Consider the following 12,094-nt stretch of genomic DNA (forward strand, 5'->3'; position numbering starts at 1 on the left):
CTCGAACGTGTAGTCGGTTGTTCTCCACCTTGACGCGGCGTATTGCAGGGTTTTATCTGCGATGCGCCGCGTATCTTTTTTGTAGCGTTCCCTTCATCTTCCTGCGTGCTTTGAGAAAAGTACGTACCTGTCCTTGACATCCTCACGTGTGTTTCTAAACTTAACCTCATGGTTAAGTTTAATGAAATGCTACTCGATCGGACCTTTGCCGCACTGTCCGATCCGACGCGGCGTGCGTTGCTCGCGCGTCTGTCCGAACTGAGCGATCTGTCGGTCAGTCAACTTGCGGAGCCGTTTGCGATGTCGTTGCCCGCGGTGATGAAGCACCTCGACGTGTTGTCCGAGGCTGGCCTCATCACGCGTAGCAAAACCGGCCGTACAGTGGCGTGCCGCTTGTGCGCCGGACCCATGGAGGAAGCCATGGAATGGCTCACCCGCTATCAGCGCTTCTGGTCTGGATCACTCGATCGTCTTGCCGCTTTCGTCGAAGAGGAAACCCCATGTCCACCAAACCCAGCCTCACCCTCCAGCGCCGGATCAACGCCGCACCCGCCAAAGTCTTCCGCGCCTGGACGGAGGCGGCGCAACTCATGAAGTGGATGCATCCGGGCGATGCCGAGGTGACCCGTGCGGAACTGGATGCGCGCGTGGACGGGCGCTACTCGATAAGGTATCTGAAGGCGGATGGCCGCGAACTCGAGGTCAGTGGCCAGTATCTGGAGGTGGCGCCGGACGCCAAACTGGTGTTCACATGGGCATGGCGTTCGAGTCCTGAGCAGGAGTCGCTCGTCACGGTGCTGTTACGACCGGAGGGTAACGGCACCTTGTTGACGCTCACGCACGAACAGTTCGTCGACGAAGAAACGCGCGACCACCACCAATTCGGCTGGAACGGTGGCCTCGATTCGCTGGAACGCTACTTCGCCTGAACTCATCTGGGTTCGCCTGATTTTGCTCTATCGAACCTGCACGACGCAGACAAGGAGATGCATATGGACCCCCAACACCGGATCGGCACCAGGGAAGAATGGCTGGCCGCCAGCAAGGCGCTACTGGTCGAAGAGAAAGCGTACACACGCGCCGGCGACGAACTCGCCCGCAAACGTCGCGCGCTGCCGTGGGTGAAGGTCGACAAGACCTATATATTCGATACGCCGCAAGGCCGCAAGACATTGGCGGATCTGTTCGGCGGGCGTAGCCAGTTGATTGTCTATCACTTCATGCTGGGCCCGGATTGGGAAGAGGGCTGTTTCGGCTGCTCGTTCGTGTCGGATCACATGGACGGCATCCTGACGCATCTTGAACATCACGACGTATCGTACGTGGCGGTCTCGCGTGGGCCGCTCGCGAAGATCGAGGCTTTCAGGAAACGGATGGGCTGGAAGTTTCAGTGGGTGTCGTCCAATGAGAGTGACTTCAATTTCGACTATCACGTGTCGTTCACGCCGGAGGAGGTCGCCAGCAAAAAGGCCTTCTACAACTTTACCGAGCAGGATGTCGGCATCGACGAGCTATCCGGTCACAGCGTGTTCTACAAGGACGAAGCGGGCGACGTCCATCACACGTATTCCACTTACGGGCGCGGCGGCGAGCAGTTCCTCAGCACGTACGCGCATTTCGACGTCACGCCGAAGGGCCGCGACGAGAAGAAGAATATGGGCGAATGGCTCAAACATCACGACCGCTATGAAGAGAAGGCGGGTGGTTGCGCCGCGTGCGGCTCGTGATGGCGAAGTGCGCGGCGGCCGTGTGCAGCAGTAGTGCGCGCTCGCAGGAAAGCGCGGGACGTCATGCCCCTTTGCGTCCCGCTTCATAAAACAGCGCGAACAACTCCGACTGCGAGTTGACGTTGAGTTTTGTATAGATGTGCTTCTTGTGCGCGCGCACCGTCTCGAATGAGATCACCAGTTTCTCCGCGATGGCGCGCGTTGAAAATCCGCTCAAGGTCAGCATCGCGACTTCCACTTCGCGTGCGGTGAGCGGCGAGCGTCCGCTTGTCGACGACACCTGTTCGAAGCGCGCGGCATAGGTGGGCGTGTCCGCTGGGGCGCCTGCTTCTGTCGCTGCGCCCATCTCTGTTTGCGTCGCCGCTTCGATCGAGGTGGGCTGCGGCGCGTCGAATGCCTCATACGGCAAGCGCTGCCGCAGCAGTGCGATGACCCATGGCGCGCAAAGCGCGAGTACGGCCAGGTCGCGCTCGCCATAGCGATGCGTTGCGCCCAGCGAGAATGCCAGCGTATGCCTCGCGTCGATCACGTAGTTGAAATGCACTTCGTCGCCCACGATGTTTTTCCTGAAGTACCGCTGGTAGTAATCGGTCATCGAGAAGTTGTCGGGCGCGACATCCGCAAGCGTGACGAAGCCGGAGGCAGGCTTCCCGGTTGCGGCGATATAAAACGGATCGAGTTGATAGAGCGCGGCGAGATAGTCCTGGAACATCGCATCTACTGTGCCGTCCGGTGTGGGCGATTCCGCACAGACGAGCGGCGCGACGCCCGGTGTGAAGCGCAGGGCGACCCAGTTGTCGAACACGACATAGCGTTCGAGTGCGCGCGTGAGGCGAGTCCAGAATTGCGCGCTGTCGAGTGCTTCGATAACCGCGCCGATCTCGCGATGAAAGGCCAGATCGCGCCATTCGAGTTCCATGCGTGCTCCGTTGAGGGTAACCCAGCTGGGTGATTACGAACAAAAATATGTCTGGTAATAATAGGCCCAACCTGAAACGCGGGCGGACTGACAACAACCGCTATTTAACGCGAAGCAGACCGGCAAGGACCGTAACCATTTTGCATGGGACCAGAGTAAGTGCTAAAGCACTAACTCTGGTCGACCGCAGATTGCATGGGACTAGAGTAAGCGCTGAAGCGCTAACTCTAGTCGACACAGGAGACAGAATGCTTCAACTCGAACTGGCACAGATCCCGATCGTGGATGGCGCGGTGGGCGTCGGCGGTAGAAACGTGCAACGCGTGCTGCAAACCATCAGCCAACGCTCGGCCGGGACCGATCTGATCGTGTTTCCGGAGACTACGCTGTCGGGCTTTCCGACGCGGGACACCATCGGAGACGTGGCCGAACCGATTGACGGGCCGTCGCTTACCGCAGTGCGCAATGCGGCACGCGAAGCACGTGTTGCGGTTGCAGTGGGTCTCGCCGAACGGGACGGCAGCCACTTTTTCAACACCACGGTGCTGGTCGACGAACGCGGCGAGATCGCGCTGCGCTATCGCAAGACGCATCTGTGGGCCTCGGACACGGGTGTATTCGAACCGGGCGACCGTTACGAAGTGTGCAGTTTCAAGGGCCTGACCGTTGGCCTGCTGATTTGCTATGACATCGAGTTTCCCGAAACGGCGCGCGCGGTCGCGTCGTTGGGCGCCGATCTCCTGATCGTGACGAACGGCAATATGGAGCCGTTCGGGCCAGTGCACCGCCGGGCGATCGTGGCGCGCGCCATGGAGAATCAGATGTTCGCGGCGCTCGTGAATCGCATCGGCACAGGTGACGACAATCTCACGTTCCCCGGCGAATCGGCGCTCATTGATCCGTTCGGCGACGTAGTGTGCGATGCGGGTCAGGAAGAAAAAGTTCTGCGCGCCACGCTCGATCCGGCGCGTCTCGAAGGCGCGCGTGAACACTATCGTTATCTGCATGACGCGCGCATTGCGCTCGATCTCGCGACAGTGGATGGCGAGCACGGGCAACCTGCGCGTGTGATCCGCGCGCGTTGAGGCGTACGTAAGTGCAGATGCGTAGCCTCGGGCACAAATAAGCGCACCCACGCACTCACGCGCACCCCTTCACGCAAAGAACTATCTGCGCGAGATACGCGCATCCAGCAAGTCTGATCGACAAAGCTCGACCGGGGCGCGTTCAACGCCGCCCCCGGCGACGCTCGCCCATTCGTAAGAGGAGACACCGCATGACCCCGATATCACCCGCTGAGCGCGCAGACGCACCTGCCGCGCCGCAAGGCACGCATCTGAAGCGTACGCTTGGCCTGCCTTCAGTCTTGCTGTTCGGCCTCGCCTATATGGCGCCGCTGATCGTCTACGGCACCTATGGTGTGCTGGCGAGCGCCAGCAACGATACCGCTGCGCTCGCGTATCTGATTGCCCTGATCGCCATCGTGTTCACCGCGCTCAGTTACGGCAAGCTCGCGCGGCTGTTCCCGGTGGCGGGTTCTGCCTATACATACACGCGCAAAACCTTCAATCCACATCTGGGTTTCATGATTGGCTGGGCCACCTTGCTCGATTACTTTTTCCTGCCGATGGTGATCTGGCTAATCGGCGCCGCGTATCTCAGCGCCGCGTTCCCGCACATTCCGAGCTGGATCTGGATCATCGCGTTTATCGTCTTGACGAGCGCGCTGAATATTCTCGGCATCGAACTCGCGAACCGTTTCAACATCGTGCTGATGGTCGTGCAACTCGCGATCGTCGCGTTGTTCGTCGTGCTGTGCTGCCACTATGTGACCGCTGCAGTCGGCCCCGGTGGTCTGATTTCGGCCGAACCGTTCTTCAAGCCGCACGTGCCGTTCTCGGCGACGATGGCGGGTGCCGCAATTGCCGCCTATTCGTATCTCGGCTTCGACGCGGTGTCGACGTTGACCGAAGAAACCATCGCCCCTGAAAAGACCATGCCGCGCGCGATCGTGCTGATCGCACTGATCGGCGGCGCGATCTTCGTAATTGCCGCGTACACGGTGCAGCTCGCGCACCCGGGTGCGGTGTTCAAGGACCCGGATTCGGCCGCTTTCGAAGTCGCACGCAAAGTGGGCGGAGATATCTTCGTGACGGTGTTTCTGGCCGGCCTGATTCTCGCGCAGTTCGCTTCGGGTATCTCGGCGCAGGCAAGCGTGGGACGTTTGCTGTATGCGATGGGACGTGACGAAGTATTGCCGAAACGCATCTTCGGTTTCGTGCATCCGAAGTTCAAGACGCCGGCGCTGAACATCGCGATTGCGGGCGCAATCGGTCTCGTCGCGTTGAAGCTCGATGTGGCGACGTCAACCTCGTTTATCAACTTCGGCGCGTTTCTCGCGTTCACTGCGGTCAATCTGTGCGTGATCCGTCAGTTTTTCAACGCGAAGGGCAGTGCGAATGCGATGAGTGTGATCGGTGGCCTGCTGTTTCCACTGGCCGGGGCGATTGCGGATATCTGGCTGCTGGTGAGCCTCGAGAAAACCGCGCTGGTGCTGGGTGCGGTGTGGTTCGTGCTGGGCTTGTGCTATCTGGGCTGGATCACGCGCTGTTTCCGCCAGGCACCGCCGGAAGTCGCGGTCTGACGCAGCCGCTCGCGCTCGCGGTTGTCTGCCAGCGGCGAGGTGCGGCGCGAGGGCATGCGCGAATTAAACCTGATGACGCTGCTTCGTGCAGCGTCGAACTCAAAGCGACATATCGAAAGCGGGCCTGAGGAACAGCTCGATCGCCATCACCACAAGGCCCATTGCGGCCGCTGACAATGTCAACGTGCCGTATTCGTCGTAGCGTGAGTCGTATAGACACGCCACGACGAAAATAATCGCTAGCAGGTTGGTTAGCCAGTCGAAGTTCAGCGCCAAGTTCATCGATTAAATCCGGGCTCGCGCGTGACTCGTATCGTCGAATCACGCTATTACGTGAGCCGGATTCTAGCGAGTTGAGCTTACGGATTCGCAACGACTGGGCTTACACAAATTACGCCCCGGAGGAAGTCCCCTTGGGGGGCGCCCCGGAGGAAGTCCCCTACGCGGACATCATGTCGTGCTCGATCCAGTCGATCACCGAGTTACGCCTGGGCTGCCAGCCGAGCAGTTTATGTGCGCGCTCACCGCGCACACGACTATTCGAACCCAGCCCATACGACGCCATTTCGTAGCCCCATTCCTTCTGCGCTTCTCCGAGCGGCCAGTCTTGCGCCGCGCCGAGTTTCATCACGCGCGCGATCGCGGCGCTCATGTCACGAAACGACGCCTCGCCGCTTTCGACGAAGTAGAACGTGCCCGCCGGTGTCTTCTCCAGCGCGAGGCGATAGAGTTCGGCGACGTCGTCGATATGCACGTTCGACCAGATGTTGCCGCCACTGCCCACGTGCCGCACGACACCGCTCTTTTGCGCCTGACGCACGAGCCGTGGCAACTGCACGCTTGCGCTGCCCGGCACCGCGCCGTGGCCATAGATCAGCGTGTTGCACAGCACCGCCGAGCGGATGTTCTGCTGCGCCGCGTTGAGCACGAGTTGATCGATGGCGACGCGTGCCGCTTTATCCGCGGTCGGCTCGGGCAGGGCGTCCTCGTGATAGATGCGTGCCTCGCCCGCTTCGCCGCCCGAGGCATCGCCGACGATGCTCGAGCCGCTCGTATGCAGAAACGGCTTGCCGGAGCGGGCCAGGCCGTCGATCAGCGCTTGCACCGCGCCTTGATGGTCGCTGCTCGCGGCGTTGATGACCGCGTCGGCCGCTTTTGCTTCCGCGATCAGTAGCTCGCGGTCGTCGAGCGTGCCGATGACGGGTTCGATACCGAGGCGTTGCAACTCGGCGCTATGTTCGGGCTTGCGGATCAAACCGCGCACCTGATGGCCGGCGCGTACGAGGTGCGCCGCAATCGAACCGCCGATAAAGCCGCTTGCGCCAGTAATGAAAATCTTCAAGACGTTCTCCTAGATGGAAACACCGGAAACACGATGACATGCACGCAGTATCCACCGTCTTGATTCTCGCAAAAAGCGTGTTAGTCTCAAATCAATCTTGATTTTAAATCAACAATGAAAACTTCGACCGACGAATTGCTGGTGTTCGTCACGGTGATCGATAGCGGCTCGATCACCGCGGCGGCGGAGAAATTGGGGCAAACCGTCTCAGGCGTCAGCCGGGCGCTTACGCGCCTCGAAAAGAAACTCGACACGGCGCTGGTACGGCGCACGACGCGCCGTCTGCAACTGACCGAAGAGGGTGAGGCGTTCCTGCAGCGGGCCCGGGCGATTCTCGATGCGATGGAAGAGGCCGAGGAATCCGTCACGCGCGGGCGCGAGCGGCCGTCGGGGCGTTTGCGTGTCGATGCGGCGTCGCCATTCATGCTTCATTGCGTGGCGCCCCATATGAAGGCGTTTTCGGCGCTGTATCCGGAGATTCGTCTGGAGCTGACCAGCAACGAGCGGATCGTCGATCTGCTCGAACAGAAGGTGGATATCGCGATCCGCATTGGCGCGTTGCAGGATTCGACCTTGCATGCGCGCGCCTTGGGCAACAGCAAGCTGAGAGTGCTCGCCAGTCCGGCGTATCTGGCCGAATACGGCGAACCCAGGTCGGTGGAAGCGTTGCGCGAGCATCGTCTGATCGGTTTTACCGCGCCGGAGCATCTGAATCGCTGGCCGTTGCGGCGGGGCGGGAAGGGCAAGTCAGAGCCGCTGAAGATCGAGCCCGCGATCACCGCATCGAGCGGTGAGACGCTGCGCCAACTGGCTCTCTCAGGCTGGGGCATCGCCTGTCTTGCCGACTTCATGACTGCGGCCGACGTGCGCGAAGAGCGGCTGGTGCCGATTCTCGGCAACGTGCTGGTAGATGAAAGGCAGCCGGTGAGCGCGGTGTATTACCAGAGCGCGTCGCTGGCGGGGCGCGTGCAGTGCTTCCTGGATTTCATTGCGGCGCGGGTAAGGCTTTAGCGAATCTTTCGCCAGTAGCGCGTTTCAACAGAGCCCGCGGCTCGTAGGAGTGCGCGGGCTTTTTTGCGTCGTCAGTGCGTTCTCCTATAACTCTGGAAGAGGGACATCGAGGTTGCAGGCCAGCGCGGCGCATCGGCAGGGGAAGGGGGTGCATTGACCGCCGCGGCCCGCGAACTGCCCCAGCCGGCGCGTTGAATCTTTTTGTCCGCTTGCCGCTCTACATTTTGAACGTGTATATACAAGTTATCTATCGAGGCGAACGAATGCGGTGGGGCAAGCGCTGTCACCTCAAACCGCGGCTCAACCGACATGGGTGCCTTGCCAGCATCTAGTTCTAATGGAAACCCCTAGGCTGGAAGCCGCAAAAACAAGTTGTATATACAAGACGGCGACGTTAGACTTCTCTCGAATTGTATAGACAAGACAGGACACAACACCATGATGATTCTGAAGCCCGGCCACCTGACCCTCCCGCAACTGCGCCAGATCGCACGCGAACACGTCGCGCTGCAACTCGATCCTGCCAGCCACGCCGCCATCGACGCCTGCGCCAAAGCAGTCGCCGATATCGCCGCGAAGGGCGAACCGGCCTATGGCATCAACACGGGTTTCGGGCGCCTCGCCAGCACGCACATTCCGCATGACCAGCTCGAACTGCTGCAGCGTAATCTGGTGCTGTCGCACGCGGTTGGCGTGGGTGAGCCGATGTCGCGTCCGGTCGTGCGTCTCCTGATCGCGCTGAAGCTGTCGAGCCTCGGGCGCGGCCACTCGGGCATCCGCCGTGAAGTGATGGAAGCGCTCATCACGCTGTACAACGCCGACGTCCTGCCGGTGATTCCGGTCAAGGGTTCGGTTGGCGCATCGGGCGACCTCGCGCCGCTTGCGCATATGTCGGCCGCCTTGCTGGGTGTCGGCGACGTGTTCGCGAAGGGCGAACGCATGCCGGCCATCGAAGGCCTCAAGCTGGTCGGCCTCAAGCCGCTCACGCTGCAAGCGAAGGAAGGTCTCGCGCTGCTGAACGGCACGCAAGCTTCGACCGCACTCGCGCTCTACAACATGTTCGCCATTGAGGATCTGTACCGCACCGCACTGGTGGCGGGCGCGTTGTCGGTGGACGCAGCAGCGGGGTCGGTCAAACCGTTCGACGCGCGCATTCACGAACTGCGCGGCCATCAAGGCCAGATCGACGCGGCAACCGCTTACCGTTCGCTGTTGCAAGGCTCGGGCATCAATGTTTCGCACGCCGATTGCGACAAGGTGCAGGACCCGTACAGCCTGCGCTGCCAGCCGCAAGTGATGGGCGCGTGTCTGGACCAGATGCGCCATTCAGCCGATGTGCTGCTGCTGGAAGCCAATGCCGTCTCCGACAATCCGCTGATTTTCCCGGACACGGGCGAAGTGCTGTCGGGCGGCAATTTCCACGCTGAGCCGGTCGCATTCGCGGCCGACAACCTCGCGCTTGCCGTCGCTGAAATCGGCGCGCTGGCCGAACGCCGCATCGCACTGCTGATCGACACGACGCTGTCGGGCCTGCCGCCGTTCCTCGTGCGTGATGGCGGTGTGAATTCGGGCTTCATGATTGCTCATGTAACCGCCGCGGCACTCGCTTCCGAGAACAAGACGCTCGCGCATCCGGCTTCGGTCGATTCCCTGCCGACCTCCGCGAACCAGGAAGATCACGTTTCGATGGCCACGTTCGCCGCGCGCAAGCTCGGCGATATTGCCGAAAACGTCGCGAACATCCTGTCGATCGAGTTGCTTGCCGCCGCCCAAGGCGTCGACCTGCGCGCGCCGCACAAGACCAGCCCGAGCCTGCAGAAAGTGATGGACGCGGTGCGCAAGGACGTCGCGCATTATGAACTCGATCACTACTTCGCACCGGATATCGAGGCTGTGACGCACCTGGTGCAGAACGGCACGATCGCGAAGCTGAGCCCGTTCTCGTTTGCATCCGAACAGTAAGCTCGAAAAACACGTTTAAGCACGCCAACAAGCCAATGAACGCACCGGCCTATCAAGGCATCAAGGACTTCATCCTCGGCCGCATTCATGCGGGCGAATGGTCTGAAGGCGACCAGGTGCCCTCCGAAAACGAGCTCGCGCGCGAATTCAACGTCGCGCGCATGACGGTCAACCGCGCGTTGCGCGAGTTGACTTCGGAGCAGGTGCTGACGCGCGTGCAGGGCTCGGGCACATTCGTCGCCCGGCCCAAGTACGAATCGACGCTGGTTGCGATCCGCAGCATCTCCGACGAAATCGTCGCGCGCGGTCATCGTTATCAGGCGAAGGTGTTGCACATCGGCGCGAGCATCGCCGACGAAGCGCTCGCCGAAGAAATGCAGGTGAGCGCGGGCAGTCCGGTGTTTCATTCACGCGTGCTGCATTTCGAAAACGACGAGCCGGTGCAGCTCGAAGAGCGCTGGGTCAACCCGGCGGTCGCGCCCGAGTACGCGTTGCAGGACTTCACGAACACCACGCCGAATCAGTATCTGGTGCGCGTCGCGCCGCTGCAGCGCGTCGAGTACCGCATCGAAGCGTTGGCTGCGGACGCTGACACGCGCGAATTGCTGACCATGGATGAACTCGAACCGTGCCTCGTGCTGCATCGGCGCACGTGGTCGCAAAGCCAGGTCGCCTCGATCGCCAATCTCTGGCATCCCGGCAGCCGCTATCGCTTCACCGGACATTTCTGATTTCGCCGTATTTTCCGACTCATTTTCCCGATTTCTCCCGAACATTTTCACGCATTCCGAGGGCCACCATGAACAACCCGAAACACATCGACCCGCGTCTGGACCCGACTCGCACGATCCGCGCACCGCGCGGCGCGGAAAAGACCTGCAAGACCTGGATCGCGGAAGCTGCGTACCGGATGATCCAGAATAATCTGGACCCGGAAGTCGCCGAGCATCCGCATGCACTGGTTGTGTATGGCGGTATTGGCCGTGCTGCGCGGAACTGGGATTGCTTCGATCAGATCCTCGCATCGCTGAAGGACCTGAACGAAGACGAGACGCTGCTGATTCAATCGGGCAAACCGGTCGGCGTGTTCAAGACGCATGCCGACGCACCGCGCGTGCTGCTGGCGAATTCGAATCTGGTGCCGCATTGGGCGACGTGGGAACACTTCCACGAACTCGATCGCAAGGGCCTGATGATGTACGGGCAGATGACCGCGGGCAGCTGGATTTACATCGGCAGCCAGGGCATCGTGCAGGGCACCTACGAGACGTTCTTCTCGGTGGCGAACCAGCATTTCAACGGCGATCCTTCGGGCCGCTGGATTCTGACGGGTGGTCTCGGCGGCATGGGCGGCGCGCAGCCGTTGGCAGCAACCATGGCCGGCTTCTCGATGATCGCGGTGGAATGCGACGAGACGCGTATCGATTTCCGTCTGAAGACCCGCTACGTCGACAAAAAAGCGAAGACGCTCGACGAAGCGCTCGTCATGCTTGAAGAAGCGAAGAAGGCCGGCAAGCCGGTATCGATCGGTCTGCTGGGCAACGCAGCCGATGTGTTCGCCGAATGCGTGACGCGCGGCATCACGCCGGATTGCGTGACCGACCAGACCAGCGCCCACGATCCGATTCATGGTTATTTGCCGCAAGGCTGGAACGTCGAAGACTGGCGTGAGCGCATGAAGACGGCGCCGGATTCCATCATCACGCCGGCCAAGCAGTCGATGGCCAAACAGGTGCAGGCGATGCTGACGCTGCAGGAACGCGGCGCCGCCACGCTCGACTACGGCAACAACATCCGTCAGATGGCGCTGGAAATGGGCGTGGAAAACGCGTTCGATTTCCCGGGTTTCGTGCCGGCGTACATCCGTCCGTTGTTCTGCGAAGGCAAGGGCCCGTTCCGTTGGGTCGCGCTGTCCGGTGATCCGGAAGACATCTACAAGACCGATGCGAAGGTCAAGGAATTGATTCCCGACGATCCGCATCTGCACAACTGGCTCGACATGGCGCGCGAACGTATCGCGTTCCAGGGTTTGCCGGCGCGGATCTGCTGGGTCGGCGTGAAGGATCGTTACCGTCTGGGCCAGGCGTTCAACGAAATGGTCAGGAGCGGCGAGCTGAAGGCGCCGATCGTGATCGGCCGCGATCACCTCGACACCGGTTCGGTCGCAAGTCCGAACCGCGAAACCGAATCGATGAAAGACGGCTCGGACGCAGTCAGCGACTGGCCGTTGCTCAACGCACTGCTGAACACGGCAGGCGGTGCATCGTGGGTCTCGCTGCACCATGGCGGCGGGGTGGGCATGGGCTTCAGCCAGCACTCGGGCGTCGTGATCGTCGCTGACGGCACGGATGCCGCGAAGGCGCGCCTCGGCCGCGTGCTGTTCAACGATCCGGCGACCGGTGTGATGCGTCACGCGGATGCGGGCTATGAACTCGCGCAGGAAACGGCGCGCGAGGCAGGCCTGAATCTGCCGATGCTGGGCCGTTGAT

General features: G+C 61.2%; 12 protein-coding genes. 9 read left to right on the forward strand and 3 right to left on the reverse strand.

Annotation, left to right across the window (positions count from 1 at the left end; genetic code table 11):
- Window positions 1–186 precede the first annotated feature (186 nt).
- The 3 genes from PQR40_RS21020 (at window position 187) to PQR40_RS21030 (ending at window position 1,727) form a co-directional block, all read left to right on the forward strand.
- Window positions 187–594: an ArsR/SmtB family transcription factor gene (locus PQR40_RS21020; protein ID WP_408339282.1), complete on the forward strand. Its 408-nt coding sequence runs from the start codon at window positions 187–189 to the stop codon at window positions 592–594.
- The gene (locus PQR40_RS21025) at window positions 501–929 is read left to right on the forward strand and encodes an SRPBCC family protein (RefSeq protein WP_408232450.1); all 429 of its coding nucleotides are present in this window, start codon (window positions 501–503) and stop codon (window positions 927–929) included. The genes PQR40_RS21020 and PQR40_RS21025 overlap by 94 nt, the downstream gene beginning before the upstream one ends.
- Before the next feature lie 63 nt (window positions 930–992).
- On the forward strand, window positions 993–1,727 hold the full coding sequence (locus PQR40_RS21030; RefSeq protein WP_408509795.1) for a DUF899 domain-containing protein: 735 nt from the start codon (window positions 993–995) through the stop codon (window positions 1,725–1,727).
- 61 nt (window positions 1,728–1,788) lie between these two features.
- Here the strand turns inward: PQR40_RS21030 and PQR40_RS21035 are convergent, their stop codons facing one another.
- The gene (locus PQR40_RS21035; RefSeq protein WP_408232444.1) at window positions 1,789–2,646 is read right to left on the reverse strand and encodes a helix-turn-helix transcriptional regulator; all 858 of its coding nucleotides are present in this window, start codon (window positions 2,644–2,646) and stop codon (window positions 1,789–1,791) included.
- Between the two features lie 248 nt (window positions 2,647–2,894).
- Here PQR40_RS21035 and PQR40_RS21040 point away from each other — a divergent pair, with 248 nt between their 5' ends.
- Together PQR40_RS21040 and PQR40_RS21045 are read left to right on the forward strand one after the other, a co-directional pair.
- Complete coding sequence (locus tag PQR40_RS21040; RefSeq protein ID WP_408232441.1) at window positions 2,895–3,731, forward strand: carbon-nitrogen hydrolase family protein; 837 nt, start codon at window positions 2,895–2,897, stop codon at window positions 3,729–3,731.
- A 191-nt stretch (window positions 3,732–3,922) separates the two neighbouring features.
- The gene (locus PQR40_RS21045; protein ID WP_408232438.1) at window positions 3,923–5,290 is read left to right on the forward strand and encodes an APC family permease; all 1,368 of its coding nucleotides are present in this window, start codon (window positions 3,923–3,925) and stop codon (window positions 5,288–5,290) included.
- A 99-nt stretch (window positions 5,291–5,389) separates the two neighbouring features.
- Here PQR40_RS21045 and PQR40_RS21050 read toward each other — a convergent pair whose 3' ends face one another.
- Window positions 5,390–5,572 (reverse strand): hypothetical protein, encoded by a 183-nt coding sequence (locus tag PQR40_RS21050; RefSeq protein WP_408232435.1) that lies wholly within the window; start codon window positions 5,570–5,572, stop codon window positions 5,390–5,392.
- A 157-nt stretch (window positions 5,573–5,729) separates the two neighbouring features.
- Window positions 5,730–6,632 (reverse strand): NAD-dependent epimerase/dehydratase family protein, encoded by a 903-nt coding sequence (locus PQR40_RS21055; RefSeq protein ID WP_408509796.1) that lies wholly within the window; start codon window positions 6,630–6,632, stop codon window positions 5,730–5,732.
- A 114-nt stretch (window positions 6,633–6,746) separates the two neighbouring features.
- Here PQR40_RS21055 and PQR40_RS21060 point away from each other — a divergent pair, with 114 nt between their 5' ends.
- From PQR40_RS21060 to hutU, 4 genes are all read left to right on the forward strand, one after another.
- Window positions 6,747–7,643: a LysR substrate-binding domain-containing protein gene (locus tag PQR40_RS21060; protein ID WP_408509797.1), complete on the forward strand. Its 897-nt coding sequence runs from the start codon at window positions 6,747–6,749 to the stop codon at window positions 7,641–7,643.
- 438 nt (window positions 7,644–8,081) lie between these two features.
- On the forward strand, window positions 8,082–9,605 hold the full coding sequence (gene hutH / locus PQR40_RS21065) for a histidine ammonia-lyase (protein ID WP_408339286.1): 1,524 nt from the start codon (window positions 8,082–8,084) through the stop codon (window positions 9,603–9,605).
- A gap of 35 nt (window positions 9,606–9,640) precedes the next feature.
- Window positions 9,641–10,336 (forward strand): histidine utilization transcriptional repressor HutC, encoded by a 696-nt coding sequence (gene hutC / locus PQR40_RS21070; protein WP_408232423.1) that lies wholly within the window; start codon window positions 9,641–9,643, stop codon window positions 10,334–10,336.
- Window positions 10,337–10,404: 68 nt separating this feature from the next.
- Complete coding sequence (gene hutU, locus PQR40_RS21075; RefSeq protein WP_408394098.1) at window positions 10,405–12,093, forward strand: urocanate hydratase; 1,689 nt, start codon at window positions 10,405–10,407, stop codon at window positions 12,091–12,093.
- Window position 12,094: the final 1 nt, after the last annotated feature.

Source organism: Paraburkholderia sediminicola (assembly GCF_046026855.1).
GTDB classification, from domain to species: domain Bacteria; phylum Pseudomonadota; class Gammaproteobacteria; order Burkholderiales; family Burkholderiaceae; genus Paraburkholderia; species Paraburkholderia sediminicola_A.

Coding starts and splice junctions, on each gene's coding strand:
- PQR40_RS21020 (WP_408339282.1), top strand. CDS start 187: ATGCTACTCGATCGGACCTTTGCCGCACTGTCCGATCCGACGCGGCGT.
- PQR40_RS21025 (WP_408232450.1), top strand. CDS start 501: ATGTCCACCAAACCCAGCCTCACCCTCCAGCGCCGGATCAACGCCGCA.
- PQR40_RS21030 (WP_408509795.1), top strand. CDS start 993: ATGGACCCCCAACACCGGATCGGCACCAGGGAAGAATGGCTGGCCGCC.
- PQR40_RS21035 (WP_408232444.1), bottom strand. CDS start 2,646: ATGGAACTCGAATGGCGCGATCTGGCCTTTCATCGCGAGATCGGCGCG.
- PQR40_RS21040 (WP_408232441.1), top strand. CDS start 2,895: ATGCTTCAACTCGAACTGGCACAGATCCCGATCGTGGATGGCGCGGTG.
- PQR40_RS21045 (WP_408232438.1), top strand. CDS start 3,923: ATGACCCCGATATCACCCGCTGAGCGCGCAGACGCACCTGCCGCGCCG.
- PQR40_RS21050 (WP_408232435.1), bottom strand. CDS start 5,572: ATGAACTTGGCGCTGAACTTCGACTGGCTAACCAACCTGCTAGCGATT.
- PQR40_RS21060 (WP_408509797.1), top strand. CDS start 6,747: ATGAAAACTTCGACCGACGAATTGCTGGTGTTCGTCACGGTGATCGAT.
- hutH (WP_408339286.1), top strand. CDS start 8,082: ATGATGATTCTGAAGCCCGGCCACCTGACCCTCCCGCAACTGCGCCAG.
- hutC (WP_408232423.1), top strand. CDS start 9,641: ATGAACGCACCGGCCTATCAAGGCATCAAGGACTTCATCCTCGGCCGC.
- hutU (WP_408394098.1), top strand. CDS start 10,405: ATGAACAACCCGAAACACATCGACCCGCGTCTGGACCCGACTCGCACG.